Source organism: Pseudonocardia sp. DxW (assembly GCF_058448985.1).
Genome location: NZ_JBZFLK010000002.1, coordinates 222,713 through 248,662, shown reverse-complemented (window position 1 = coordinate 248,662; position 25,950 = coordinate 222,713). Strand labels below are relative to the sequence as shown.

21 protein-coding genes are annotated in these 25,950 nt (G+C 74.1%); 7 read left to right on the top strand and 14 right to left on the bottom strand.

Annotation, left to right across the window (positions count from 1 at the left end):
- The first annotated feature begins 66 nt into the window (after positions 1-66).
- Positions 67-1,029, top strand: a complete 963-nt coding sequence (locus tag ACVJO7_RS03960; RefSeq protein WP_491671756.1) for an ABC transporter substrate-binding protein — start codon at positions 67-69, stop codon at positions 1,027-1,029.
- Here the strand turns inward: ACVJO7_RS03960 and ACVJO7_RS03955 are convergent, their stop codons facing one another.
- On the bottom strand, positions 1,030-1,863 hold the full coding sequence (locus ACVJO7_RS03955) for a (2Fe-2S)-binding protein (RefSeq protein WP_491671755.1): 834 nt from the start codon (positions 1,861-1,863) through the stop codon (positions 1,030-1,032). It abuts the gene before it with no gap.
- Positions 1,864-1,997: 134 nt separating this feature from the next.
- On the opposite strand from ACVJO7_RS03955, the gene ACVJO7_RS03950 reads away from it, so the two are divergent.
- From ACVJO7_RS03950 to ACVJO7_RS03935, 4 genes are read left to right on the top strand one after another with little or no spacing between them, the layout of a single operon-like run.
- The gene (locus tag ACVJO7_RS03950) at positions 1,998-3,146 is read left to right on the top strand and encodes a thiolase family protein (protein ID WP_491671754.1); all 1,149 of its coding nucleotides are present in this window, start codon (positions 1,998-2,000) and stop codon (positions 3,144-3,146) included.
- 34 nt (positions 3,147-3,180) lie between these two features.
- Positions 3,181-3,942 carry a 3-hydroxyacyl-CoA dehydrogenase gene (locus tag ACVJO7_RS03945; protein WP_344026185.1) on the top strand — a complete coding sequence of 254 codons (762 nt, stop codon included), beginning with the start codon at positions 3,181-3,183 and terminating at the stop codon, positions 3,940-3,942.
- Between the two features lie 8 nt (positions 3,943-3,950).
- A complete protein-coding gene (locus ACVJO7_RS03940) occupies positions 3,951-5,102 on the top strand; it encodes an acyl-CoA dehydrogenase family protein (RefSeq protein WP_491671753.1) in 1,152 nt (383 codons plus the stop codon).
- Between the two features lie 8 nt (positions 5,103-5,110).
- Positions 5,111-5,743, top strand: a complete 633-nt coding sequence (locus ACVJO7_RS03935; RefSeq protein ID WP_344026181.1) for a TetR/AcrR family transcriptional regulator — start codon at positions 5,111-5,113, stop codon at positions 5,741-5,743.
- Positions 5,744-5,756: 13 nt separating this feature from the next.
- Here the strand turns inward: ACVJO7_RS03935 and ACVJO7_RS03930 are convergent, their stop codons facing one another.
- The 7 genes from ACVJO7_RS03930 to ACVJO7_RS03900 all read right to left on the bottom strand — a co-directional run bounded on the left by ACVJO7_RS03930 (position 5,757) and on the right by ACVJO7_RS03900 (position 13,602).
- A complete protein-coding gene (locus ACVJO7_RS03930; RefSeq protein ID WP_344026179.1) occupies positions 5,757-7,115 on the bottom strand; it encodes a GGDEF domain-containing protein in 1,359 nt (452 codons plus the stop codon).
- A gap of 288 nt (positions 7,116-7,403) precedes the next feature.
- The gene (locus ACVJO7_RS03925) at positions 7,404-8,180 is read right to left on the bottom strand and encodes an enoyl-CoA hydratase (protein WP_344026177.1); all 777 of its coding nucleotides are present in this window, start codon (positions 8,178-8,180) and stop codon (positions 7,404-7,406) included.
- Positions 8,177-9,352 (bottom strand): CaiB/BaiF CoA transferase family protein, encoded by a 1,176-nt coding sequence (locus tag ACVJO7_RS03920; protein WP_491671752.1) that lies wholly within the window; start codon positions 9,350-9,352, stop codon positions 8,177-8,179. Before ACVJO7_RS03920 ends, ACVJO7_RS03925 begins: the two co-directional genes overlap by 4 nt.
- A 44-nt stretch (positions 9,353-9,396) precedes the next feature.
- Positions 9,397-10,521, bottom strand: coding sequence for an alcohol dehydrogenase catalytic domain-containing protein (locus ACVJO7_RS03915; protein ID WP_491671751.1), 1,125 nt, complete (start codon positions 10,519-10,521; stop codon positions 9,397-9,399).
- Positions 10,514-12,034: a tripartite tricarboxylate transporter permease gene (locus ACVJO7_RS03910; protein WP_491671750.1), complete on the bottom strand. Its 1,521-nt coding sequence runs from the start codon at positions 12,032-12,034 to the stop codon at positions 10,514-10,516. Before ACVJO7_RS03910 ends, ACVJO7_RS03915 begins: the two co-directional genes overlap by 8 nt.
- A gap of 7 nt (positions 12,035-12,041) precedes the next feature.
- Positions 12,042-12,623 carry a tripartite tricarboxylate transporter TctB family protein gene (locus ACVJO7_RS03905; protein WP_491671749.1) on the bottom strand — a complete coding sequence of 194 codons (582 nt, stop codon included), beginning with the start codon at positions 12,621-12,623 and terminating at the stop codon, positions 12,042-12,044.
- Positions 12,616-13,602 (bottom strand): tripartite tricarboxylate transporter substrate binding protein, encoded by a 987-nt coding sequence (locus tag ACVJO7_RS03900; protein WP_344026167.1) that lies wholly within the window; start codon positions 13,600-13,602, stop codon positions 12,616-12,618. Before ACVJO7_RS03900 ends, ACVJO7_RS03905 begins: the two co-directional genes overlap by 8 nt.
- Positions 13,603-13,947: 345 nt before the next feature.
- Here ACVJO7_RS03900 and ACVJO7_RS03895 point away from each other — a divergent pair, with 345 nt between their 5' ends.
- Entirely contained in the window at positions 13,948-14,667 is a 720-nt protein-coding gene (locus ACVJO7_RS03895; RefSeq protein ID WP_491671748.1) for a GntR family transcriptional regulator, read from the top strand.
- Between the two features lie 27 nt (positions 14,668-14,694).
- Here the strand turns inward: ACVJO7_RS03895 and betT are convergent, their stop codons facing one another.
- On the bottom strand, positions 14,695-16,842 hold the full coding sequence (betT, locus tag ACVJO7_RS03890; protein WP_491671747.1) for a choline BCCT transporter BetT: 2,148 nt from the start codon (positions 16,840-16,842) through the stop codon (positions 14,695-14,697).
- A 403-nt stretch (positions 16,843-17,245) separates the two neighbouring features.
- On the opposite strand from betT, the gene ACVJO7_RS03885 reads away from it, so the two are divergent.
- Positions 17,246-18,634 carry a serine hydrolase domain-containing protein gene (locus ACVJO7_RS03885; protein ID WP_491671746.1) on the top strand — a complete coding sequence of 463 codons (1,389 nt, stop codon included), beginning with the start codon at positions 17,246-17,248 and terminating at the stop codon, positions 18,632-18,634.
- A 67-nt stretch (positions 18,635-18,701) separates the two neighbouring features.
- Here ACVJO7_RS03885 and ACVJO7_RS03880 read toward each other — a convergent pair whose 3' ends face one another.
- From ACVJO7_RS03880 to ACVJO7_RS03860, 5 genes are read right to left on the bottom strand one after another with little or no spacing between them, the layout of a single operon-like run.
- Entirely contained in the window at positions 18,702-19,688 is a 987-nt protein-coding gene (locus tag ACVJO7_RS03880; RefSeq protein ID WP_491671745.1) for an iron-siderophore ABC transporter substrate-binding protein, read from the bottom strand.
- 34 nt (positions 19,689-19,722) lie between these two features.
- Positions 19,723-21,519, bottom strand: a complete 1,797-nt coding sequence (locus ACVJO7_RS03875; RefSeq protein WP_491671744.1) for an ABC transporter ATP-binding protein — start codon at positions 21,517-21,519, stop codon at positions 19,723-19,725.
- A complete protein-coding gene (locus tag ACVJO7_RS03870; RefSeq protein WP_491671743.1) occupies positions 21,516-23,273 on the bottom strand; it encodes an ABC transporter transmembrane domain-containing protein in 1,758 nt (585 codons plus the stop codon). The genes ACVJO7_RS03875 and ACVJO7_RS03870 overlap by 4 nt, the downstream gene beginning before the upstream one ends.
- 46 nt (positions 23,274-23,319) lie before the next feature.
- On the bottom strand, positions 23,320-24,738 hold the full coding sequence (locus ACVJO7_RS03865) for a pyridoxal-dependent decarboxylase (RefSeq protein WP_491671932.1): 1,419 nt from the start codon (positions 24,736-24,738) through the stop codon (positions 23,320-23,322).
- 20 nt (positions 24,739-24,758) lie between these two features.
- Positions 24,759-25,913, bottom strand: coding sequence for a GTP-binding protein (locus ACVJO7_RS03860; RefSeq protein ID WP_491671742.1), 1,155 nt, complete (start codon positions 25,911-25,913; stop codon positions 24,759-24,761).
- Positions 25,914-25,950 lie beyond the last annotated feature (37 nt).

Here is a 25,950-nt window from a genome sequence, read left to right as displayed (position 1 = left end):
GCCGCCCGGGCGGGGGAGATGAGGCTTACCTTGCCCGGGCCCCGGCCCGGTTGATGTGCTGCGGGCATGATCAGTGCGCTTGCCCCCGCCCCGGTGACCGCGGCGACCCGCCGGGAGTTCCTCGCCGTGCTCGCCGGCGCCGGGCTGCTGTCCGCCTGCGGCACCGGCACCGACCAGGGCGGCCCGGGCGCCGACCGGGTCGTCGAGACGGCGGAGGGGCCGGTCACGGTGCCGGTGCGCCCGCAGCGGTTGGTCACCCTCGGGGTGGCACTGGCCGGGCACCTCGCCTCGGTCGGGCTGGTCCCGGTGGGTGCGCACGAGGGGCACGAGGAGTGGCTCGGCGCCTACGCGGGCGAGCTCCCCGACGGCACCGACATCGACGGGATCACCTCGGTCGGGCTGGCCGACGCCCCGAACCTGGAGACGATCGTCGGGCTCGCCCCGGATCTCGTCCTGGTCGAGCGGTCCGCCGCCGAGCACCTGCGGGAGCTGTCGGCGATCGCGCCGACGGTCGTCGTCGAGCGGGCGTCGAACGCGGCCTGGAAGGCGGCCTTCGACGCGACCGTCGACGCGGCCGATCGGGCGGCCGAGGCCGAGCAGGTCCGGGAGCGGTACCGGTCGGCGCTGGCCGCGGTGCCGGACGCCGCCCGCGGACGGTCGGTGACGTTCCTGCGCGGGCAGGGCGACGGTGCGTTCCGGATCGACGGCTCCGGTGCCTTCGGCGGGAGCGTGGCCGCGGAGGCCGGACTGACCGTGCGCGACGGCGCCGGCCGCGGCGAGCCGTCCGAGCACGGCTACATCAGCTTCGGCGTCGAGGAACTGCCGGTCGCCGACGGTGACCTGCTGGTCGTACCGGACCGGGCCGGCGGCCCCAGCAGCGTCGAGAACCTGATGGCGAACCCGCTCTGGGAGCGGCTGCCCGCGGTGCGGGCGAACCGGGTGCTCCCGCTGCCCAACGCCGTCTACAACGGCGGCACCTACCTCGGGGCCGAGCTGCTGCTGCGCGAGCTGAGCGCGGCGCTGGGCTGATCACCGGTCGCGGGCCGCGACGGCGGTCCGCAACCGGTCGATCGACTCCTCCCGGGACAGCAGCGGGCAGGTCGCGCAGTACACCTCGCCGTGCACCCGGGACTTGTAGTAGAGGCAGCACACGGCACGCCGGCGGAACAGCTCGACGGTGCCCTCGTGCTCGATCTCCAGCCAGTCCGGCCGCAGCCGCAGCGGCCGGATCCCGGTGTCGCCGAGGGTCGTCTCGATCTCGGCGCGGGCCGCCGGGAGCTGCCCGCTCGCCCGCCCGGACATCAGGAAGCCGTTCCCCAGCCGGTCGGCGACCACCTGCCACAGCGCCCGCCGCCCGCGCCGGGACAGCACCACCGCGGTCTCGACGACCGGGCCGAACGCGTGGTGGGTCCACTCCACCAGCCGAGCGCGGAGCCGGTCGCGGTCCGGCACCGTCTCGGTGCCGGCCGCGCCGGCCAGCGGATCATCGGGCAGCACCAGCACGACGGTGCCCGGATCCAGGACCAGCTGCGGCGCCGTCCGGGCGCCGCCGGTTCCGGTCACGAACCACATCCGGGCCGGATCGGGCACCGGGACCCGGCCGTACCGGAACAGCAGCTCCGCGGGGACGCCGGCGGCCGGGCCGGCCAGCCGGGCCAGCAGGGTCTGCGCGGCGAGTGCGGCGCCGCCGTCGAGCTCGGCGTCCATCGCGGCGATCGCCTCGCCGAGCAGGTCGGCGCCGGCCAGGTCGGCCAGGCTGGGCCCGGGCCGCTCACCGGGGCTCCCCACCCGGACCGGCCAGTACGGCGCGGTCCCGGGGGTGTCCGCGAGGACCGTCGTCAGGACGGAGGACGTGCTGGTCACGACGATGATCGTAGGCCCGGCGGCGGGTGACGCGGGTCGCACCGAGCGTCACAGTCAACTCTGACTGTTTTCTGCTAGCGTCCTGGCCGGGGCGCCGGGAGGCGCCGGATCCACCACCCGAAGGAGCGTGGGACGTGCGAGATGCAGTCATCGTCGAAGCGGTGCGGAGCCCGGTGGGCCGGCGCAAGGGCGGGCTGGCCGGGGTGCACCCGACCGATCTCTCCGCCCACGTCCTGCGCAGCCTGGTCGAGCGGGCCGGGATCGACCCGGCGCAGATCGACGACGTCGTCTGGGGCTGCGTGTCCCAGGTCGGCGAGCAGACCTTCGACATCGGCCGCAGCGCCGCGCTGGCGGCCGGGTTCCCCGAGTCGGTCACCGGGGTGACCGTCGACCGGCAGTGCGGGTCCAGCCAGCAGGCGGTGCACTTCGCCGCGGCCGGGCTGATCGCGGGCCAGTACGACGTCGCCGTCGCCGGTGGCGTCGAGTCGATGTCCCGGGTCCCGATGGGCGCGGCCATGATGGAGCAGAACCCGTTCGGCGAGGCGTTCATGGAGCGCTACGGCGCCTTCCCGAACCAGGGCGTCGGCGCCGAGATGATCGCCGAGAAGTGGGGCTTCTCCCGCACCCGGCTCGACGAGTTCGCGCTGCTCTCGCACGCCCGCGCCGCGGAGGCGCAGGACGCGGGCCGGTTCGAGGGCCAGATCGCCCCGCTCGCCGGGGTGGCCGCCGACGAGGGCATCCGCCGGGGCGGCACGCTGGAGAGCCTGGGCCAGCTCAAGACCGTTTTCAAGGACGCCGACCAGGGCGGCGTCATCCACGCCGGCAACTCCTCGCAGATCTCCGACGGCTCCGCCGCCCTGCTGATGACGACCGGCGAGAAGGCGAAGGAGCTGGGCCTCACCCCGATCGCCCGGGTGCACACCGCCGTGCTCGCCGGCGCCGATCCGGTGATCATGCTGACCGCGCCGATCCCGGCCACCGAGAAGGCGCTGAAGCGCTCCGGGCTGTCGCTGTCCGACATCGGCGCCTTCGAGATCAACGAGGCGTTCGCGCCGGTCCCGCTGGCCTGGCTCGCCGACATCGCCGCCGACGACGCGGGCGTCGCCGGGCGCACCAATCCGCTCGGCGGCGCGATCGCGCTCGGCCACCCGCTCGGCGGGTCCGGTGCCCGGATCATGACGACCCTGGTGCACCACATGCGGGACAACGGCATCCGCTACGGACTGCAGACCATGTGCGAGGGCGGCGGGCAGGCCAACGCCACCATCCTCGAGCTGCTGTAGAAACGCTCCCGAGAGCAACACCGGAAGGACACACATGGAGATCAACGGAGCGGTGGCCGTCGTCACCGGCGGCGCGTCCGGGCTCGGCCTGGCCACCACGGAGCGGTTCGTGGAGGCCGGCGCCAAGGTCGTGATCATCGACCTCCCGTCGTCGCAGGGCGAGGCGGTCGCGGACAAGCTGGGCGACGCCGTCCGGTTCGTCGCCGCGGACGTCACCAGCGAGGAGCAGGTCGGCGCCGCGCTGGACGTGGCGGAGGAGCTCGGCACCCTGCGGATCGCCGTCAACTGCGCCGGGATCGGCGACGCGGCGAAGACCTTCGGCAAGAAGGGCGCGTTCCCGCTCGCGGCGTTCACGAAGGTCGTCAACGTCAACCTGATCGGCACCTTCAACGTGATCCGGCTGGCCGTCGAGCGGATCGCGAAGGCCGAGCCGGTCGACGGCGACCGCGGCGTCGTGATCAACACCGCCTCGGTGGCGGCGTTCGAGGGGCAGATCGGGCAGGCCGCGTACTCGGCGTCCAAGGGCGGCATCGTCGGCATGACCCTGCCGATCGCCCGGGACCTCGCCGATCTCGGCATCCGGGTGTGCACGATCGCGCCGGGCCTGTTCGAGACCCCGCTGCTCGCCGGGCTGCCCGAGGACGTCAAGACCTCGCTGGGCAGGCAGGTGCCGCACCCGTCCCGGCTGGGACAGCCCGCCGAGTACGCCAAGCTGGCCGCGCACATCGTCGAGAACCCGATGCTGAACGGTGAGACGATCCGCCTCGACGGCGCGATCCGGATGCAGCCCCGCTAGGAGGCGCGATGAGGCGCACGCTCTACGAGTCCGACCACGAGGACTTCCGGGAGGCGTTCCGGTCGTTCGTCGAGAAGGAGATCGTCCCGCACGAGACGCGCTGGGAGCGCGAGGGCATCGTCTCGCGCGAGCTGTTCACCACGGCCGGGGCGAACGGCTTCCTGGGCATCGACGTGCCCGAGACCTACGGCGGGGGCGGCGTGCCGGACTTCCGGTTCAACGCCGTCATCGCCGAGGAGCTCATGCGCTCGGGTGCCGCGGCGGCCGGGCTGGGCCTGACCCTGCACAACGACATCGTGCTGCCCTACCTGCTCGCCTACTGCACCGAGGAGCAGAAGCAGCGCTGGCTGCCGGGCGTGGTGAGCGGGGAGCAGATCCTCGGCATCGCGATGACCGAGCCGGGCATCGGCTCGGACCTGGCGTCGATGTCGACGACCGCGATCCGGGACGGCGACCACTACGTCGTCAACGGGGCCAAGACGTTCATCACGAACGGGATCAACGCCGATCTGATGGTCGTCGCGGTGAAGACCGACCCGTCGCAGAAGCACAAGGGCATGAGCCTGCTCGTGCTGGAGCGGGGCATGGCCGGCTTCGAGCGCGGCCGGAACCTGGACAAGCTGGGCCAGCACGCGCAGGACACGGCCGAGCTGTCGTTCACCGACGTGCGGGTGCCGGTGGCGAACCTGCTCGGGCCCCAGGAGGGCCAGGGGTTCACCCAGCTGGTCAGCAACCTGCCCCAGGAGCGGCTGTCGATCGCGATCGCGGCGGTCGCCGCGGCCCGCACGGCGCTGACCCAGACGCTCGGCTACGTCAAGGAGCGCAAGGCGTTCGGCTCGCCGATCGGGTCGTTCCAGAACTCGAAGTTCGTGCTCGCCGAGCTGGACACCGAGATCGACATCGCCGAGCACTACGTCGACGACTGCGTGCGCGCGCTGAACGCGGGCGAGCTGACCGCGGTCGACGCGTCCAAGGCGAAGTACTGGTGCACCGAGCTGCAGGGCAAGGTCGTCGACCGGTGCCTGCAGCTGCACGGCGGCTATGGCTACATGACCGAGTACCCGATCGCGAAGGCCTACGCCGACGCGCGGATCACCCGGATCTACGGCGGCACCACCGAGATCATGAAGGAGGTCATCGGCCGGGGTCTGGGACTCTAGGCTGCACCATGACCTCCGAACGGAGCACCACCACCAGGACCCGGGCGCAGCGGTCGCAGGACAGCCGCGCCCGGATCCTGGACGCCGCGGTGGCCTGCCTGATCGAGGGTGGTTACTCGGGCTCGACGACGCTGGTCATCCAGTCCGAGGCGGCGGTGTCCCGGGGGAGGCTGCTGCACCACTTCCCGTCCCGGGACCGGCTGCTGGTCGCCGCGGCGCAGCACCTCGCGGTGAAGCGGGTCGCCGACACCGAGGAACGCGTCCGCCGGGTGGTCGAGCAGAGCCCGCCGGCGGACGTGTTCGAGCGTGCCGACCGGGTGATCGAGCTGCTCTGGGAGAGCTTCTCCGAGCCGCACTTCTGGGCGTCGATCGAGCTGTGGACGGCGGCCCGGGTGAACTCCGAGATCGCCGACGTGCTGCGCCCGGAGGAGAAGCGGCTCGGGGCGGCGATCCGGGCGTCGATGGCCCGGATGTTCGGCGACGAGCTGGCGTCCCGGCCGCGCTTCAAGCAGCTGCGCGACCTGCTGCTCACCTCGATGCGCGGGACGTCGATGACCTACACCTTCGACCGGCGGGATCCGCGCGAGGACGCGATGCTCGACCAGTGGAAGGACCTGGCCCGGCTGCTCCTGGCGGCGTGACCGCCGGCCGGGCTCAGGCCCCGCCGGTGCCGAAGTGCAGGCCGAACGGCGGCGTCGCGGTGCCGGTCCGGCCGGCCGGCTCGGGATGCCGGACCCGCACCTGGTCCCGGCCGCCGCGCTTGGCGTCGTAGAGGGCGGCGTCGGCGGCGGCGAGCAGCGCGTCGAGCTTGCCGCCGTGCTCGCTGGAGGTCGCGACGCCGATCGACACCGACAGCCCGCCGATCCGGCCCGCGGTGGCGGTGTCGACCTCCAGGGCCCGGACGCTGCGCCGGATCCGCTCGGCGACCTCGCGGGCCCGGCCGAACACGACGTCGTCGGGCCGCAGGCCGCCGAGCGCGACCACGAACTCCTCGCCGCCGAACCGGCCCGCCAGGTCGTTGTCGCGGACCTCGGCGGTGAGCACGGCGGCGACCGCCTGCAGCACGTCGTCGCCGGCGAGATGGCCGTGCCGGTCGTTGACCGCCTTGAAGTGGTCGAGATCGAGCAGCAGGACCGCGGTCTCGCGGTCGGTGCGCGCGCAGCGTTCGATCATCTGCTCGGCGCGCCAGCGCCAGGCGGCGGGATTGAGCAGCCCGGTCTTGGTGTCGGTGTCGACCTGGTTCTCCAGCTGGCGGACCAGGGTGGTCTGCTGCAGGACGAGCAGCGGGAGCACGGCGAGCAGCACCAGCCACGGCGAGGTGTTGGCGATGATCACCGCGACCAGCCCGCCGAGCGACAGCGTCGCGAACTCGAGCAGGAACTCCGCGCCGAGCAGCACGGACAGGAACCGGGTGCCCGGCCGGGTCAGCCGGACCGCGCAGGCGAGCAGCAGCGTGGTCACCGCGGAGTAGGCGAGCAGCGAGGCGAGGACGACGGTCGCGTCGCCCGGTCCGTCGCCGGGCGGCGGCAGGACCCCGGCGGCGAACCGCACCGCGGCGACCGCGAGCACGGCCAGCACCACGGTCGCGGCCTGGAACAGGTGCCGGTGCGCCGGTGTGCCCGCGGCGCGGGCGACCCGCAGGTAAAGGTGGGTGTGGACGGCGACGACCACGGCGGTGGCGAGCACCGGCGGCAGGAGCAGCGCGCCGGAGAACGTCCAGACCGAGGTCATGTTGACGTGGTGGTTGTGCGCGACCCGGCGCCGGATCCGTTCGGAGTGCAGCGAGAGCTCGGTGTGCGCGACCGGGACCAGGGTCAGCAGCGCGGCCAGCAGCAGCTGATCGCCGGTCGGCAGGGACGCCCGCAGCGCGGAGGCGACGAGCAGGCCGGCGGCGAGCACGTCGACCGCGAGCACGAAGACCAGCGCGGCCGCCGGCAGCGCGCCGAGCTGCCAGGAGCGGAACGGGAAGCGGCGGCGGGCCGCGTGCCGCGGTGCCGCCTGGTGGGAACTCACGTGGTCCACTCACCCGCCCGTCCGTCCGTGGCCGATCGGGGGAGAGGCTACCGCCGGGTACCGGGCCGCTCCGCGATGATCGTTCCGGTGGTCGGTTCGCACGGTGAACGGTGCCGTCCGGGCGACGGGCGCCTTATGTGTTCGTCAAGTTGTGACCCTGGGTGGCCGGATCCGACCCTCGACGCAGCCGATTGGCCCGAACGGGGCACTCCGTAAGGGGGTGGTCGTCGCCCCGGGATGATCCCGCCCGGGGCGCCGTCACGGGATCGGCGGATCCGGCCACCGGCATCAGCGGTTGCGCCACTGCGGGCTGCGGCGCTCGCCGAACGCGGTGACCCCCTCCCGGAAGTCCGCGCTGCCGTACACCCGGGCCAGCAGGTCCTCGGCCGGGTCGAGTCCGGCCGCGCCGCCGACCCGCCGGTCCAGCTCCTTGAGCGCGGCCAGGGTCAGCGGGGCGCCCGCGGCGATCCGGCCGACGACGTCGGCGACCTTCTCCTCCAGCTCGTCGGCGGTGACGACGGCGTGCACGAACCCGGCGGCGGCCGCGTCCGCGGCGGAGAGCAGGGTCGCGGTCAGCAGCATCGCCGTGGTCCGGCCGGCGCCGAGCCGGTCGCGCAGCCGGTGCACCGTGGCCGGGGTGATCACGTTGCCGAGGGTGCGGGCGATCGGGACGCCGAACCGGGCGTCCTCGGTGGCGACCAGGACGTCGCAGCTCGCGGCGATGGCCAGGCCGCCGCCGATCGCCGGGCCCTCGACGACGCCGACGACCGGTACCCGGACGGCGAGCAGCGCGTCGATCACCGCACCGATCCGGCGCTCGTAGGCGATGCCGTCGTCGCCGTCGCGGAAGTCGGCGAACTGCCCGATGTCGGTGCCCGCGGCGAACGACCCGCCCGCGCCGCGGACCACCACGACCCGCAGATCGGGATCGTCGTTCGCGGCGGTGCTCAGCCGCTGCAGCTCGTCGTACATCCGCCAGGTCAGGGCGTTGCGGCGGCCGGGGTGGGACAGCTCCACCCACAGCACGGAGCCGTCCCGGCGGTGGGTCACCCGGTCCTCGCTCATGATCCGAACACCTCATCGGTGTGCTCGCCGAGCATCGGGGGATGCCGGTGCACGGTGGCCGGTGTCGTCGTCAGCCGGATCGGCGAGGCGATCACCGGCACCGTGCCGTCCAGCGGGTGCTCGAACGAGGTGACCATGCCGCGGGCCCGGACGTGCGGGTCGGAGTCCAGGATCTGCCGGTAGTCCTGGATCGGGCCGGCCGGCACGCCCGCGTCCAGCAGGGTCTCGACCCAGGTGTCGGTGTCGGCGTCGGCGAGCCGCTCCTCGAGCACCGCGACCAGCTCCGGGATGTGGTCGAGCCGGTCCATGTTGGAGGCGAAGCGGGGATCGTCGGCGAGCCCGTCCATCCCGAGCGCGCTGCACATCCGCCGCCACAGCCGCTCGTTGTTGGCGCCGACCGTGATGTGCCCGTCCCGGGTGGCGAGCGCCTGGTAGGGCGCCGACATCCGGTGCGCCGACCCGAGCGGCTCCGGCACCTTCCCGGTGCTCCAGTACTCGACGGACTCCCACACCGACAGCGCGAGCACCGACTCGAACAGCGAGGTCTCCAGGTACTGGCCCTCGCCGGTGCGCCGGCGCCAGTTCCAGGCGGAGAGGATGCCGATCGCGGTGAACAGGCCGGCGCCCAGATCGCCGAGCGGGAGACCGCACTTGACCGGCCGTCCGCCGGGCTCGCCGGTGATGCTCATGACGCCGCCCATCGCCTGGGCGATCAGGTCGTAGCCGGGCCGGGTCGAGTAGGGACCGTCCTGCCCGAAGCCGGAGATGCTGGCGTAGATCAGCTGCGGGTTCAGTGCGGACAGCGTCGGATAGTCCACGCCGAGCCGGGCGGTGACGCCCGGCCGGAAGTTCTCCACGACGACGTCGGCGTCCCGGACGAGCCGGTGCAGCCGGGCCAGCCCCTCCGGGCTCTTGAGATCGACGGTCACGCTGCGCTTGTTCCGGTTGAGCGCCATGAACCCGCGGCTGTCCCGGCCGGCCTCCGGCCGTCCCCACGACTGCCGGGTCTGGTCGCCGGAGTCCGGGTTCTCCACCTTGATGACGTCCGCGCCGAGATCGGCGAGCACCATCGTGCAGTAGGGCCCGGCCATCACCTGGGTGAGGTCGAGGATGGTCATGTCGGCGAGCGCCCGCGCCTGCGGCGCGCCCTCGGCTTCTGCCCGTGCGGTCACGGTGCCTCCTGGGTTGTCGTCTGCGGATGGGTGTCCGGGGGTGCTCACCCGTCGAAACCGATCATCTGGCGGACCGCGGTGCCGCCGGCCAGGTTGTCCATCGCCCGGTTCAGGTCGTCGAGCCCGATCGTGTCCGAGACCAGCCGTTCCACCGGCAGCCGGCCGCTGCGCCACAGCTCGACGAACCGGGGGATGTCGCGGGCGGGGACGGCGGACCCCAGGTAGGAGCCGACGATGCTGCGCGCCTGGGCAGTCAGGCCGAGCGGGGCGATGGTGGCGACGGCGTCCGGGGCGGGCAGCCCGACCGTCACGGTGCTGCCGCCGGGCCCGGTGAGGCGGACCGCGGTCTCGAAGGCCGGTGCCGAACCGGCGGCCTCGACGACGACGGGTGCGGTCAGGCCGCGCTCCAGCGCCTCCTCGGGGGACAGCGCGTCCGCCCCCAGCGAGCGGGCGAGCTCCCGCTTGCCGGGGACCGGATCGACCCCGATCACCCGGCCGTGCTCCAGCGCCAGTGCGGTCAGGACGGCGGCCAGGCCGACCCCGCCGAGCCCGACCACCACGACGTCGTCGCCGGGGCCGGGCCGGGCCGCGTTGACCACGGCGCCGCCGCCGGTCAGCACCGCGCAGCCGAACAGCGCGGCGACCTGCGGGGGGACGTCGTCGTCGACCGGGACGACGGAGCGGCGGTCCACCACCGCGTGCGTGGCGAAGGCGGAGACGCCCATGTGGTGGTGCACCGGCTCCCCGCCGCGGCGCAGCCGCCGTCCGCCGCCGAGCAGGGTGCCGTCGGTGTTCGAGGCGCTGCCCGGTGAGCACGGCAACCGGCCACCGGTCCGGCAGCCCGCGCAGTCACCGCAGCGCGGGAGGAAGGTCATCACCACCCGGGTCCCCGGCTCCAGGTCGCCGGGTCCGGGCCCGACGGCCTCGATCCGTCCCGCGGCCTCGTGGCCGAGCAGCATCGGGACCGGCCGGGCCCGGCTGCCGTTGACGACGGAGAGATCGGAGTGACACAGGCCGGCGGCCTCCATCCTGACCAGGAGCTCCCCGGGGCCGGGCGGGGCGAGCTCCAGCTCGGCGATCGACACCGGCCGGCTGCGGTCGTACGGGGCGGTGTCGCCGATCCGTTCGAGCACCGCACCGCGGATGGTCGTGGCGGACGGGTCAGGCATTCAGGTCCTCGCTCTCCGGGGTGCGGTTCGCCGCCGCGGCCCGGCGGCGGGAGATCTCCTTGAGCAGCGGCGGTCCGACGAACGCGAGGATCGCCGCGACCGCGAAGACGGCCGAGATCGGCCGCTGGAACACGACCAGCAGGTTCCCGTCGCTCATCGACGACGTCTGGTCCAGTGCACGTTCCAGCAGCGGCCCGAGGACCAGGCCGAGCACCAGCGGCGCGACCGGGAACCCGAACCGCTTCATCAGGTAGCCGAGCATCCCGGCGACGAGCACCACCCACAGCGTGAAGGTGTTGTTGCCGACCGCGAACGCACCGACGAACCCGAGGAACAGGATCAGCGGGTAGAGGTAGCTGTAGGGCAGCCGCAACACCTGCGCGAACACCGGGGCGAGCGGCAGGTTGAGCACCAGCAGCAGCAGGTTGCCGAAGAAGAACGACACCAGCAGGCCCCACACCAGCGCCGGATGCTGCTCGAACAGCAGTGGCCCCGGCTGCAGCCCGAAGATGACGAACGCGCCGAGCAGGATCGCGGTCGTCCCGGAGCCCGGGATGCCCAGGGACAGGGTGGGGATGAAGCTCGCGTTGGTGGCGGCGTTGTTCGACGCCTCCGGGCCGGCGACGCCCTCGACCGTGCCGCTGCCCAGCTTGTGGCGGTTCGGCCCGACCCGGCCCTCCAGGCCGTAGGCCATGAAGCTGGCCAGGGTCGCGCCCGCCCCGGGCAGCACGCCGAGACCGAAGCCGGTCGCGGTGCCGCGCAGCGTCGGCGCGACCGAGCGGCGCAGCTCCGAGCGGGTGAGCAGCAGGTCGCGGAAGCGGGCCCGGATGGGCGCCTCACCGCCGCGGTGGATCTGGTGCAGCACCTCGCCGATCGCGAACAGGCCGATCATGACGGCGACGAACTCGAAGCCGCTCAGCAGGTTGACGCTGCCGAAGGTGAACCGGGCGACCGGGAACCCGGCGGCGATGCCGACCATCGAGATCAGCAGCCCGACGGCGGCCATGATGATGCCGCGCAGCACCTTGTCCCCGGCGAAGGTCACGATCGTCGCGAGCCCGAGCACGATGATCGCGAGGTTCTCCGGCGGCCCGAAGTTGAGGGCGAACGCCGCGATCGGCTGGGCGAGCAGGAGCAGCCCGACCAGGGTGATGATCGAGGCGACGAACGAGGAGATCGCGGAGATGGCCAGCGCCGCACCGGCCCGCCCGTTGCGGGCCATCCGGTAGCCGTCGAGGGTGAGCACCACCGACGACGAGTCGCCCGGCGTGGCCAGCAGGATCGAGCTGGTGGACGCGCCGTACTGCGATCCGTAGTAGATCCCGGCGAGCATGGTGAGCGCGGTGATCGGCTCCATCGCCAGGGTCACCGGCAGCAGGATCGCGACCCCGGTCGCTGACCCCAGACCGGGCAGCAGCCCGATCACGGTGCCGAGGAGGACGCCGACGAAACACCAGAGCAGATTGGTGGGGGAGAGCGCCGTCTCCAGCCCCAACTGCAGGTTCTCGATCACGGCGGCCTCAGACCAGGCCGAGCAGGCCGGTCGGGGTGGGCACGCCGAGTGCCACGACGAAGATCACGTAGGCGGCCGCGACGACGCCGACGGTGGTCAGCGCGGCCGGGAGGACCGGCTTGCGCTCCACGCCGAGCGTGATGGCGAGGACCATCGCGCCGAGCGCGAGCAGCAGGCCGATCACCGGTACCAGCAGCAGCGCGCCGAGCAGGATCGCGAACACCGTGACGATCGCCCGGCCGCGCTGCCGCGCGGTCCGGCCGAAGGTGTCCCGCTGCTCCTCGTGCGCGGCGGCGGTGGCCCGTGCGGCCCGCTCCTCGATCCGGTCGACGCCCTCGAGCAGCGACCCGGTGCCTGCGGGTGGTGCCGCGAGGTACATCCGGGCGATCTCGGCGAGCGCGGCGACGAGGATGAAGGCGCCGGTCACCGTCGGCAGGAAGCCGGCTCCGACGTGCCCGTCGTCGTCGAACATGCCGTAGCCGTAACCGAGCACGGTGGCGGCGGCACCGATCGCGGCCAGCAGCGCCGTCCCGACGACGTCGGAGCGGGCCGGCCGGGTGCGGCGCGGCTGTACCGCCTGCTCAGCCATTGTCCAGGACCGACGCGACGTCGGCGTGGTACTCGTCGAGGTAGGCGCCGAACTCGTCGCCGTAGGACGCCGAGGCCTGGAGCAGGTTGTCGGCGACGTAGGTCGAGTAGGCGTCGGATTCGGCGAACTCGCGGCCGGCGTCGATCCAGTAGTCGCGCGCCTCGGCGGGGATGTCGCCCGGCGCGACGATGCCGCGCCACTGCGCGAACTCCACCGGGATGCCCTGCTCGGCGCCGGTCGGGATGTCGGCGAGCGCCTCGTACTCGTAGCGCTGCGGGGCGAGCACGCACAGCGCCCTCGCGTCGCCGGACTCCAGCTGGCCGAGGATCTCGCCGGGGTTCATCCCGGCGGCGTCGATGTGCCCACCGAGCAGCGCGGCGGTCACCTCGCCGCCGGACTCGAAGTTGACCCGGTCGAAGCTCGCGCCGGTCTCCATCTCGACCATCCGCCAGGTGATGAACTCGGGGCCGGAGGTGCCGGCGACGCCGATCGAGGTCTCGTCGGCGGCCTCGACGACGTCGGTGCAGGTCTGGTGCGGCGAGTCGGCGCGCACGGTGATGACGTTGTAGTCCTCGCCGACCTTCATGATCGGCGTGAAGTCCTGGTAGCTGAACGGGACGTCCTGCACGATCGGCAGGGTCACCAGCGAGGTCTCGGCGGCGAGCAGTGTGGTGGCGTCGCCCCGGCTGCCGACCAGCTGGGCGTAGCCGACGGCGCCCGACCCGCCGACCAGGTTGTCGACGGTGATGGTGGCGCCGGTGATGGGTTCGAGGCCGCCGGCGATCGCCCGGCCGGCCAGGTCGGACCCGCCGCCCGCGGCGAACGGGACGAGCATCGTCACCGAGTCGCCGGGGGAGTAGACGCCGTTCTCGTCGGTCCCGCCACCGCCGCCCGCGCAGGCGGTGAGGAGCAGGGCGGACGCGCCGACGGCTGCGGTGAGCAGCGCGGATCGGCGGGTGGATCTCCACGGTCGGTTCATGAACTCTCTCCTCGTTGAGACGGTTCCTCGTCGACGTGCAGGGGTGCCCGGCGGGCGGGACGGCCGCGCGGTCCGGTGCGGGTCCGGTGCGGGTCCGGTCCGGTGCGGTCGGTTCGGGGGCGAGGGACGGGCGGAACGGCCCTGCGGCGGCCGCTGTGGCCTGCCGGAGCCGGCCCGCCGGAGGGGCCGGAACGTGCCGGTGCGGTGACCGGATCTGAACTATTGTCTACAGTATTCCGTAATGTGGGGCAAGTCTCGCGCGGCGCCTGGAGCGACTATTGTCTACAGTCTTCAGCGAGGCGGCAACAGTTGTGGCGCGGGATCCGCGCCGCGGAGGAGGCAGTCGTGCAGGATCAGGACGTCGCCGGGGCGGCGCCGGACCGGGGCGCCGGGACCGGGCGGGTCGAGCAGCGGAGCCTGGTGGCGCTCGCCAGGGACGCGATCCGGCGCGACATCCTGGCCGGTGAGCTGGCGCCCGGCTCCCGGCTGATCGAGGAGCGGCTGACCGAGCGGCTCGGGATCAGCCGCCCGCCGCTGCGCGAGGCGCTGCGCCTGCTGGAGGGCGACGGCCTGATCGAGATCCGGCCCCGGCGCGGCGCGGTCGTCGCCACGATGGACGAGCGCGACGTGCACGAGGTCATGACGCTGCGCTCCGGCCTGGAGCGGATGGCGATCGAGCAGGGGGTGCCGGTCCGCAACCCGCGGGTGCTCGAACCCGTGCACGCGGCGCTGGCGGGGATGGAGCACGACGCGCGCACCGAGGACCGGGCCTCGCTGGTGCAGCACGCCTACGCGCTGCACGCCTCCATCGTCGACATCGCCGAGCACCGGCGGTTGAGCGCGATCTACCGGTCCGTCCAGGAGCAGATCCTGCTCTGCATGTCCCGCAACCTGATCGCCCGGGAGCGCTACTTCGAGACGCTGGTCGAGCACGCCGCCCGGCACCGGTACCTGGTGGAGCTGATCGAGGCCGGTGACCCGGCGGCGGTGCTCGCCGAGCTGGCCGTGCACGGCGAGCGGTCGTTCACCGCGTACCCGGACGGGACGCCGCCGCCCCCGGCCTGACCGGCACGGGGGCGGCGGCCAGCACGGTTACGGAGCGGACTCCCGCTCCAGCCGCAGCAGCTCCAGGTGCTGCTCGTACTGGTCGAGCAGGTCGTCGACGAGCTGCCCGTAGCTGTAGCCCATGACGTTGTAGCCCTGGCCGCCGCCGTGCAGGTGTACCTCGACCCGGTGGTGGTCGGTCCAGGCCGCCCGCTCGGCCGGATCGGCCCCGTCCGCGGCGCCGGGATCGAGCTCGTAGCGGGGCAGGCCGGTGATCCGCGGGACCAGCCGGTAGACGAACGGCAGGCTCTCGTGCAGGTCGGCGACGAGCTCGAGGGGCTGCATGCCGTCCGGGCGGTCCTCACCCGGCTCGATCTCCGGGGCGTCCTCGTCCGAGCAGCGCTGGACGGTGGTCGGCACCCCCTGGCCGCGCAGCTCGGCGGCGACCTCCTCCAGGACCGAGGTGGCGGTCCCGGACAGGAACAGGTCGGCGCCCTGGCTGTCGGCGTGCCCCATCGTGCGGCGCAGCCGGACCCGCCAGTCCCGGCCAGCGGGGTCGGTGTCGGCCGCTCCGATCGGCCTGCTCCGGCCGGACAGCAGCGCCGGGAGGCTGGACTGCCTGCTCTGCGACCGGTAGCGCTCCAGGCGCAGCGCCTTGTACAGACCGAACATCACCAGCACGATGACGAACGCGAACGGCAGGCCCATGATCACCGTCGCGTTCTGCAGCGTGGGAATCCCACCCACGAACAGCATGCCGAGCGTCAGCAGCCCGGTCGCGGCGGCCCAGAAGATCCGGTTCGCGGGCGTCCCGTCGTCCCGCGGGGTCTTGCGGTACGAGGTCAGGTTCGCCATGACCAGCGCGCCGGAGTCGGCCGACGTCACGTAGAACAGCAGCCCGGTCAGGGTCGCCAGGCCGGCCAGGAACGGGAACCACGGGTACTGCTCGAGCAGCATGTAGAAGCCGGTCTCGGGGGCGTTCACCGCCGCGTCGGCCAGCTCGGTGTTACCACCCCGGACGCTCTCCAGGGCGGCGTTACCGAAGATCGAGATCCAGAACAGGATGTAGAAGAACGGGATCACCAGGGTGCCGACGACGAACTGGCGGATCGTGCGGCCGCGCGAGATGCGGGCCAGGAAGAGCCCGACGAATGACGCCCAGGCGATCCACCAGGCCCAGAAGAACAACGTCCAGAGGTTGAGCCACTCGGCGACGTCCGGGTTGGCCTGCTCGAAGGCGAAGGTCTCCAGTGTCAGGGTCGGGAGGCTGGACAGGTAGTCGCCGATGTTGGTGACCAGCGCGTTGAGCAGGAACGAGGTGTTCCCGGTGACCAGGATGAACAGGGCGAGCAGCAGCGTGGCCGCCACGTTCAGCTCGGAGAGCCGCTTGATGCCCCGGTCGACGCCGGACACGGCGGAGATCGTCGCGATCACCACGGCCACCGCGACGAGCGCGATCTGCGCGCCGAGCCCCTGCGGCACGCCGAACATCACGTTCAGCCCGACGTTGAGCAGCACCACGGCGATGCCCAGCGACGTGGCGATCCCGAAGATGGTGCCGAGCACGGCGGCCAGGTCCACCGCGTGCCCGACCCGGCCGAAGACGCGCTTGCCGATCAGCGGGTAGAGCGCCGAGCGAATGGACAGCGGCAGCTCGCGCCGGTAGGCGAAGTAGGCCAGCGCGATGCCCATCAGTGCGTACATGCCCCAGCCGGTGAGGCCGTAGTGGAACAGCGTCCACACGGTCGCCTCGCGGGCCGCGGCGATCGTCTCGGGATCGCCGACCGGCGGCGCGGTGAACTGCGTGATCGGCTCGGCGACCGAGAAGAACATCAGGTCGGTGCCGATCCCGGCGGCGAACAGCATCGCCGCCCAGGAGAGGTTCGAATAGTCCGGTTTCGAATGGTCCGGCCCGAGCCGGATCGAGCCGTACGGCGAGAGCGCGAGGAACAGCACGAACAGCAGCACCACGGAGGCGACCAGGATGTAGAACCAGCCGAAGCTGGTCGCGATCACCCCGACCAGCGCGCCGATGACGGCATCGGCGTTGTCCGGCAACAGGATCGCCCACAGCGCGACGACGAGCACGCCGATCGCGGAACCGTAGAACACGGGTTTGTTGAGCCGGACGCTCGGCTCGTCCGGGCGCGCGTCACCGGATCCGGACTCCGTCTCGACGGACGGGCTGTCGCTCATCGGGTCGAACCTCCTCGGATGGACAAACGGACCGACCCTATTCACGTCGAAAGCTGTCTGCCATCCGATCCGGGTAACGAATGGGACGCATCGTCAAGCGATGGCCGGACGCATGACCGTCTGCGCCCGGTCGCTCGCTCAGGGGTGCTCTCGGGGGCGGGTCCGGGGACGCCCCCGATACCCGGGCGCCGCGCGCCGGGCGAGGGTGGATCACCACTGGATCACCGACGACGTGCGCCCACCGAGGAGACCGATGACCATCCCGACCCGCCGGAGCCGTGCAGGCCGCCCGGGCCGCCGCCCGGCCGGTGTCGCTGCCGTGCCGCTCGTCCTGGTCGCCGCCGCCGTCGCCGTTGCCCTGGCTCCGGCGGCTGCAGCGGCTCCGGCGGCTCCGGTGTCTCCGGTGGCTGTGCTGCCGGCCGCTGCTGCGCCGGCCGGTCCGGGGCCCCGGGCCGCGGTGCAGGCGTACGCGGAGCGGTTCGCCGTGCCCGCGACGGTCGCCGTGCTCGTCGACCGGGAGGGTGCCGTCACGACGGTGCCGCACGGCGTGACCTCGGAAGGTGCCCCGGTCACCGCCGACACCCCGTTCCGGATCGCGTCGATGAGCAAGGCGTTCACCGCGGTGGCGGTGCTGCAGCTGGCCGAGGCGGGCCGGATCGACCTGGACGGGCCGGTCGCCGCGGCGCTGCCGGGGTTCACCGTCGCGGACCCGCGCGCGGGGGACGTCACCGTGCGGGACCTGCTCGCGCACACCTCCGGGCTGTCCAACCAGGACGTCGACGAGTTCGCGCTGCCCCCGGCCGCCTCGGCCGCCGCGCTGGTCGAGCGCCTGTCCCGGGTCCCGCTGGCCGCCGATCCCGGCACCGTGCACCAGTACCTGAACGCCAACTACGTGGTGGCGGCACGACTGGTCGAGGTCGTCACCGGACGGCCGTTCGCCGATCACCTGCACGACGCGGTGCTGGCACCGCTCGGGATGAACTCGACCGTCGCGACCGACCGGTGCGACGCCGCGGTCCCTGGACTGGCCCGCGGGCACGTGGGCGCGCTCGGCGTGCAGGTCCCGGCGCCCGAGATCCCGTCGTTCTGCGCCGGGGACGGCGGCGTCGTCAGCACCGCGGCGGACCTGACCCGGTGGGTGCGGTTCCAGCTCGGCGACGGCGCGGCGGCGGACGGCACCCGGCTGCTGTCCACCGCGGCACTGCGCGGGGCGCACACACCGTCCCCGGGAACCGACGGCCGCTACGGGCTGGGCTGGTCGGTCCGGACCGCCGACGACGGCCGCACCCGGGTGCTGCACGGCGGCGCGCTCGCGACCTGGTCCAGCGCGATCGAGCTGTCGTCGGCCGGGTCCGCGGCGTTCGTGCTGACCGACGCGTCGGGCGGGAACCCGGGCGCGCTGGCCGCGGACCTCGTGGCCCGCGCCGACGGTGCCCCCGGGGTGCCGGTCGACGACCCGTACCGGCCGCTGAACCTGGCGCTGCTCGGGCTGACGGTCCTGGCCGCGGCACTGCTGGGCACAGCGGTGCTGCGGGCCCGGCGGCGGGCCGCCCGGCTCGGCGGGCGCCGGCGGGTGGTGGCGCTGCCCGCGCTCGCGGTCGGCGCCGGGATCCTGCTGCTGCCCGCGTTGTCGCTGCTCGCGGGGCCGCCGAGTGCGACGGCGTGGACGCTGGTGCTGTGGCTGCTGCCGCTGAGCGGGGTGCTGGCGGCGGTGCTGGTGGCCGGTGGGGCCGCGGCGCTGGCGGCGCGCTCCCGGGCGGCCCGGCCGGTCCGCCGGTCGGCTGCCGGATGACCCGGATCGCGGGCCCGGATGCGTGAGCCGCGCCCGGCCGCTCGGTGCGGCCGGGCGCGGCGGCGGGTCACTCGCCCTGGGCGTTGCCGGCGAGCGCCTCGGCCAGCTTCGGTGACACGTCGTCGATGGCGTACGGCAGCGACAGCGGGCTGGAGTAGCCCAGCGCGGCGGCGAACTCGGTGTCGAACGCGCCGAGGTAGACGATCCGGCCCTGCTCGACCGCCGGGATCGCCCGGAACACCGGGTCGGCCTCGGACTCGGCGCGCGAGCGGCCCAGCACGGTCAGCACGTCGGCGTCGAGCAGGCCCTGCTCCTCCAGCGAGAGGGTCTGCGAGTCGGGCCGGACGTCGAAGCCGAGGCCCTGGAACAGCTGGGCGCGCAGGTCGTCGGTGCCCATGTCGTACGGGGCGCCCTCGATGTAGAAGCCCAGCTTGAGGGTCTTGCCGGCGAACTCGGGATTCGCCTGGATCGCCTCGTCGAACCGGGCCCGGGTGTCGGCGATGACCTGCTCGGCCTCGGCGGTGCGGCCGGTGGCCTGCCCGGTGATCCGGGTCTGCTCGTCCCAGGTCGCCGGGTTCGTGCCGTCCACGGTGCCCTGCGCGACGGTCGGCGCGATCTGCGACAGGGCGTCGTAGGTGGCCTGGTCCATGAACGAGTAGACGCCGAGGATCAGATCGGGCTGCAGCGCGGCGACCTGCTCGACCGGGATGTCGGTGCCGGAGAGCAGCTGCGGTGCCGGACCCCGGGACAGCGCCTCCTGCGCCCACGGGCGCTGCTCGTAGTCGTAGTCGCCGAGGTTCTCCCGGACCCCGACCGGCTGCACGCCGACGGCGAGGGCGAAGTCGGCGTCGTTGAAGCCGACGGTGACCACCCGCTGCGGCTGCTCCTCGATGGTGGTGGAACCGAAGGCGTGCTCCAGCGTCACCGGGAAGGACCCGGACGGCGGGGTGCCGCCGGCCTCGGCGGGCTGCTCCTCGGTGCCCGACGAGCAGCCCGCGAGGGCGAGCAGCAGGACCGCACAGGCAGCGGTCGTGCGGAGCAGTGAACGGGGCATTACCGGTCCTTTCCGAAGATCCGCCCGGTGCGGATCACGTCTGTGCGGGGCCGCCCGGGGCGCCGCCGTCCCGGCCGCGGGCGCCGGACCAGGCGTCCCACAGCCGGGCGTAGCGGCCGCCCGCGGCGACCAGCTCGTCGTGCGGGCCCTGCTCGACGACCCGGCCGTCGTCGAGCACGACGACCCGGTCGGCGGCGGCGGCCTGGCTGAGCCGGTGCGCGACGACCAGCCCGGTCCGGCCGGCCAGCGCCGCCTCGGCCGAGTCCTCGAGCACCCGGGCGCCGGCGCTGCCCGCCTCGGCGGTGGCCTCGTCGAGCACCAGCAGCCGCGGACCGGCGAGCACGACGCGGGCCAGCGCCAGCTGCTGGGCGGCGACCACCGGCAGCCGGTGGCCGCCGTCGCCGACGACGGTGTCCAGGCCGTCCGGCAGCGCGCGGGCCCAGGCGCCGGCGCCGACCCGGTCGAGCGCGTCGAGCAGCTCGGCCTCCCCGGCGTCCGGCCGGACCAGGCGCAGGTCGTCGGCCAGGGTCCCGGCGAACACGTGCGACTCCTGGGTGACCAGCACGACGGCGTCCCGCCGCCGGTCCGGCGCGATGTCGGTGAGCCGGACGCCGCCGATCTCGACGGTGCCCGCGGCGGGGGAGTGCACCCCGGCGACGATCCCGGCCAGCGTCGACTTGCCGGCACCGCTGGCCCCGACCAGCGCCACCCGCTCGCCGGGCGCGACGTCGAGATCGACGCCGGCGAGCACCGGATGACCGTCGACGTAGTGGTGGGTGAGCCCGCGGACCCGCAGCCCGGCGCCCTGCGGGACGGCCGGCGTCGCAGGGTCGGCGGGCCGGTCCAGGTCGGCGACGCCGACGATCCGGCGCAGCCCGGCCATCGCGGTCTGCGCCGCGTCCAGCTGGAACAGCACGATGTTGATCGGGGTGAACAGGTTGACGAAGTACAGCGCCGCGGCGCTGGCCGTGCCGATCGTCGCGCCGCCGGTCGACACCAGCCAGAACCCGGTGACCAGCACCGCGGCCAGCCCGATGTACTCGGCCAGGTTGAGCCGGGCGAACAGCCGGGTGTGCATCCGGACGACGGTGACCACCAGCCGGGCCACCTCGGCGGCCCGCTCGGCGACCGCGCCGGCGTGCCGCTCGTGCAGCCGGAACGCGCGCACCGTGGGCAGCCCGGCCGCGGTGTCGAGCAGCATCTGCTGCTGGGCGCCACCGGCGATCCGCTGCGCGGTGTAGACCGGCGTGGAGCGGCCCAGGAACGACCGCGCGGTCCACACCTGCACCGGGACGGCGAGCAGCGCGGCGAGCAGGAACCGCCAGTCCAGGACGGCGAGCGCGACCAGGGTGAGCGCGACGAGCAGCGCGGCGCGGGCGAGCGCCGGGACGGCCTCGCGGACGGCCTCGCCGACCACCTGGACGTCGTCGGTCACCCGGGAGGTCAGGTCGCCCGAACCGGCCGCCTCCACCCGGGCCTGCGGCAGGTGCAGGGCGCGGTCGACGAACCGTTCGCGCAGACCGGCGAGCAGCGTCTCGCAGAACCGGGCGGCCAGCGCCACCCCGAGCGCGGCCAGCACACCCTGGACGACGGCGATCGCGGCCAGTCCGAGGACCGGCGGCAGGATCGTGGCCGCGCCGCCGGACCCGCCGGCGTCGGCGACCCGGTCGACGATCTCGCCCAGCAGCGGTGCGGCCAGCAGGCTCGCCGCGGCCCCGGCCACCAGCACGGCGAGCGCGAGGACCGCGGTGCCGCGGTGCGGGCGGCCCAGCTCGGCGAGGACCGCGCGGATCCGCCGGCCGGACGCGATCGGCAGCAGCACCTGGCTCATGCCGTCACCACCGCGCGGTAGTCCGGATCGGCCATCAGCTCGGCGTGCGTGCCGCGGGCCCGCACCCGGCCGTGCATCAGGAAGGTGACGGTGCCCGCCCGGGCCAGCAGCGCCGGGCTGGTGGTGACCAGCAGCGTGCTGCGTCCGGCGCGGTGCGCGGCGAGGCCCTCGGCGACCCGGGACTCGGTGACGGCGTCCACCGCCGTCGTCGGGTCGTGCAGGACCAGCACCGGGGCGTCCGCGGCGAGCGCGCGGGCGAGCGCGATCCGCTGCCGCTGCCCGCCGGACAGCGAGCGGCCGCGGGCGGCGACGTCGGTGTCCGCACCGGCGGGCAGGGTGGCGGCGACCTGGTCGGCGGCGGCCGCGGTCATCGCCCGCCGCGGATCGGTGCCCGCCGGTGCGCCGGCCACCACGTTCTCGTGCAGCGATCCGGCGAACAGGTGCGCGTCGTGCGCCGCGACCAGCACCGCGCCCCGGGCGACCTCGGCCGGCCAGGCGTCGAGCGGGACGCCGTCCAGGGTGATCCGGCCCGCCGCGGGCTCGGCCTCGCGGGCCAGGCAGCCGAGCAGCCGCGCCGCGTCCTCCGGATCGGCCGCGACCAGCGCCGCCGGGGCGCCCGGACCGACGTCCAGGTCGATCCCCGCGGTACTGCCGGTGTCGGTGTTGCTTCCCTGGGCCGGGTCGTCGAGCCGGACCCCGCGCAGCGAGAGCACGCCGGGCCCGGCGTCCGGGTTCGCATCGGGGAGCCCGGCGGCAGCGTCGCCGACCGCGGCGGGCGCGGACAGCACCGCGGCGATCCGGGCGGCGGACGCCCTGGCCTGGGCCCACCGGGCGCTGACGAAGCCGAACATCTGCAGCGGGCCGACCAGGAACTGGGCCAGCCCGACGGCGGAGACGAGCTGGCCGACGGTGATCGAGCCGTTCAGCGCGGCCAGCCCGCCGACCAGGGCGATCACCGCGAGGAACAGCCCGTTGGTGAGCTGGACGGCGCCCAGGAAGCCGGCCTCGGCGCGGGTCGCCCGCAGGGTCGCGGCGAGCGCGTCGCGGGAGGAGCCGCGGTAGCGCCGCACGGCGGCCGGGCGGGCGCCGATCCCGGTCAGCACCCGCAGCCCGGACACCAGGTCGGCGGCGGTGCCGGCGGCCCGGGCGGCCCGCTCCTGTTCCGGGCCGGAGCGCCGCTCCAGCGGCCGGACGACCAGCTGCACCAGCCAGAGCAGCGGCGGCGTGCCGAGCAGGATCAGCAGCCCGAGGGAGAGGTCGATGGTGAGCAGCGCGACCGCGGCGACGGTCACCGCGGCGATCGCGGCGAGCCCGAGCGGCAGCGCCGTGTTCAGCTCGGCGACCCGCTTGCTGTCCGACACCGCGATCCCGGTCAGCTCCCCGGGCAGCCGGCCGGACTCGCCGCCGCCGCGGGGATGGAGCAGCCGGCCGGCGACCAGCCTGCGCAACCGGGCGTCCGCCCAGGCGTCGGCGTGCCAGGCCTGCCGCGCGCCGAGCCGGTAGGAGAAGGAGAGCAGCAGGAAGTCCAGTGCCAGCACGGCGAGCCAGCCGGCCAGGGCCACCGGATCACCGGTCGCGACCGCCCGGTCGATGATCACCCCGACCAGCAGCGGCACGAGCGCCTCGCCGGCCTGATGGCTGCAGAACAGCGCCGCGGCCACGCTGATCCGGCCCCGGAACGCCCGCAGCGACCCGCGGAGGACGTCCTTCCCGGAGACCGCTCCGAGCGGGGACTGTTGCGCCGACCCGATCACCCGGAGAGGGTAACCTTACCTTCGCAACCACCTGGTTACCGGGCGGTCAGGTACTCCCGGTGAGGATCTCCCAGAGCACGTCGAGATGCACCGAGGTGGTGCCGACGGCGCCGAACGCCACCCGGATCACCTGCCGGCCGTCGAGCTCGGTGCCGGAGAGGAACACCCGGCCGTCGGCGTTGACCCGGCCGAGCAGCGCCGCGGTCGCCGAGCCGTCCCGGTCGCCGGCGACCCGCAGGCAGACCAGCGACAGCACCGGCTCGCAGGCCAGCTCCAGGTCGTCGTGCCCGCGGACCCGGCGGGCGAGCTCCGCGGCCAGCGCGACGTGCCCGCGCAGGTGCTCGCGCAGCCCGGACAGCCCCTGGCCGTGGAGCACCGCCCACAGCTTCAGGGCGCGGAACCGGCGCCCCAGCGGGACCTGCCAGTCCCGGAAGTCGACCACCGCGCCGGAGTCCGACGCGGAGTCCCGCAGGTAGGCCGGGGTGATCGAGAGCGCGGCGGGCAGGGCACCGGCGTCGCGCACCCAGAGCAGCGACGCGTCGAACGCGGTGAGCAGCCACTTGTGCGCGTCGGTGCAGAACGAGTCGGCGCCGGCCACGCCGTCGAGCACCCAGCGGTGCTCGGGGCACAGCGCCGCGACGCCGGCCCAGGCTGCGTCCACGTGCACCCAGGCGCCGTGTGCGGCGGCGACGGCGACGACCTCGCCGACCGGGTCGCTCGATCCGGTCGAGGTGGTCCCGACGGTGGCGCAGACCAGTACCGGGACCAGGCCCTCGTCGACGTCGGCGCGGATCGTCGCGGCCAGCGCGGCCGGGTCCAGCGCGCCGGTGCCGGGCGCGCAGGGCACGGTACGCAGCCCGGTCGCGCCGAGGCCGGCCACCCGGACCGCCTTCGCCAGCGAGGAGTGCGTCTCGGGGGAGACGTAGACGCGTTCCCGGCCGGTCACCCCACGGGCCCGCCAGCCCGTCTCCGGATCGGGTGCGGCGCGGTGCAGGGCGGCGGTGAGCGCGACCAGCGCGGCGGACGACGCCGAGTCCTGGATCGAGCCGCCGCCCCCGCCGTCGTGAGTGAAGGTCTCCGGCAGCCCGAGCGCCCTGGCGAGCTGGTCGGTGATCGCCTGCTCCACCTCGGTGCAGGCGGGCGAGGTCGACCAGAGCATGCCCTGCACCCCCGCGCCGCCGCTGAGCAGGTCGCCGAGCAGCGAGGTCAGCGAGGCGTTCGCCGGGAAGTAGGCGTGGAACCCGGGATGCTGCCAGCGGGTGTCGGCGTCGCCGGTGACGGACTCGACCAGCGAGGGGAACCCGGTCAGCGGGGCGGGCGACTCGGCGGCCTCGCGCGGGAAGCGGGCCCGGACCGTGCCGGGGGCCACGACGTCGCGCACCGGATGCCGCTCGATCCCGGCCCGGGAGTCGGCGACCGCGTCGACGAACAGGTGGCCGAGGGCGCGGAACTCGTCCGGGGTCAGGTCGGGCACGCAGCGGGACGCTACCCGGGGTGCACGTGCAGCGCCGTGAGGTCCCATTCGGGCAGCGGATCGGGCATCTCCCGCCAGGCCCGCGGGCCGGCGAGCAGCTCGTCGTCGGTGAGCAGGGCCGGATCGAGCCGTCCGGTGACGTCGGCGCGGGACAGGCCGAGACCGATGAACACGAGCTCCTGCCCGCGCGGCCCGTCGAACGACGACCAGGGGGCGGACGGATCGAGTGCCATGTTCGGCCCGGCCTGCGACCACAGCCCGGCGACGTCCGGCCGGGTCGCGATCCAGCAGAAGCCCTTGCTGCGCAGCAGGCCGGGCCAGTCGCCGAGCGCGTCCAGCAGCCGGGCCGGGTGGAACGGCCTGCCGGACCGCCAGGTCACCGAGGCGATGCCGTACTCAGGGGTCTCACGGGCCTCCGGGGTGTGCGGGCCGGCGAGCTCCTGGGCCCAGCCCGGTGTGCGGGCGGCGGCACCCGGGTCGTAGCGGCGGGTGTCGAGCAGCTCGGCGACGGGCACCGCGCCGCGCACGGCCCGCACGACCCGGGCGCCCGGGTTCATCCGGCGCAGCAGCGACTCGATCCGGCCCAGCCGGTGCGGCGGCACCAGGTCGGTCTTGTTGAGCACCAGCAGGTCGGCGAACTCGACCTGGTCGGCGAGCAGGTCCGACAGCGTCCGCTCGTCGCCCTCGGCCGCCTGCAGGCCGCGGTCGAGCAGCGAGTCCTCGCTGGTCAGATGGGTCTCGAAGGTGGCGGCGTCGACGACGGTGACCATCGTGTCGAGCCGGGCGACGTCGGACAGCGCGGTGCCGTCGTCGAACTCCCACTCGAAGGTCGCGGCGACCGGCATCGGCTCGGAGATCCCGGTCGACTCGACGACGATGTGGTCGTAGCGCTGCTCGGCGGCCAGCTCGCCGACCGTGGTCAGCAGGTCCTCGCGCAGCGTGCAGCAGATGCAGCCGTTGGTGAGCTCGACCAGCCGCTCCTCGGTGCGGTGCAGCGTGCCCTGGCCGGCCACCAGCGCCGCGTCGATGTTGACCTCGCTCATGTCGTTGACGACGACGGCGATCCGGCGCCCGTCCCGGCCGGCCAGCAGCCGGTCGAGCAGGGTCGTCTTCCCGGCGCCCAGGAAGCCGGACAGGATCGTGACGGGGACGCGCGGATCGGCCATGGCTCTAATGATAACGACATTCATTTAGTGGTGGATG

What these genes read in the sequence shown, in the direction of transcription:
- ACVJO7_RS03960 (WP_491671756.1), top strand. Translation starts at nt 67, where the DNA reads ATGATCAGTGCGCTTGCCCCCGCCCCGGTGACCGCGGCGACCCGCCGG.
- ACVJO7_RS03945 (WP_344026185.1), top strand. Translation starts at nt 3,181, where the DNA reads ATGGAGATCAACGGAGCGGTGGCCGTCGTCACCGGCGGCGCGTCCGGG.
- ACVJO7_RS03940 (WP_491671753.1), top strand. Translation starts at nt 3,951, where the DNA reads ATGAGGCGCACGCTCTACGAGTCCGACCACGAGGACTTCCGGGAGGCG.
- ACVJO7_RS03935 (WP_344026181.1), top strand. Translation starts at nt 5,111, where the DNA reads ATGACCTCCGAACGGAGCACCACCACCAGGACCCGGGCGCAGCGGTCG.
- ACVJO7_RS03925 (WP_344026177.1), bottom strand. Translation starts at nt 8,180, where the DNA reads ATGAGCGAGGACCGGGTGACCCACCGCCGGGACGGCTCCGTGCTGTGG.
- ACVJO7_RS03915 (WP_491671751.1), bottom strand. Translation starts at nt 10,521, where the DNA reads ATGCCTGACCCGTCCGCCACGACCATCCGCGGTGCGGTGCTCGAACGG.
- ACVJO7_RS03905 (WP_491671749.1), bottom strand. Translation starts at nt 12,623, where the DNA reads ATGGCTGAGCAGGCGGTACAGCCGCGCCGCACCCGGCCGGCCCGCTCC.
- ACVJO7_RS03900 (WP_344026167.1), bottom strand. Translation starts at nt 13,602, where the DNA reads ATGAACCGACCGTGGAGATCCACCCGCCGATCCGCGCTGCTCACCGCA.
- betT (WP_491671747.1), bottom strand. Translation starts at nt 16,842, where the DNA reads ATGAGCGACAGCCCGTCCGTCGAGACGGAGTCCGGATCCGGTGACGCG.
- ACVJO7_RS03880 (WP_491671745.1), bottom strand. Translation starts at nt 19,688, where the DNA reads ATGCCCCGTTCACTGCTCCGCACGACCGCTGCCTGTGCGGTCCTGCTG.
- ACVJO7_RS03875 (WP_491671744.1), bottom strand. Translation starts at nt 21,519, where the DNA reads ATGAGCCAGGTGCTGCTGCCGATCGCGTCCGGCCGGCGGATCCGCGCG.
- ACVJO7_RS03860 (WP_491671742.1), bottom strand. Translation starts at nt 25,913, where the DNA reads ATGGCCGATCCGCGCGTCCCCGTCACGATCCTGTCCGGCTTCCTGGGC.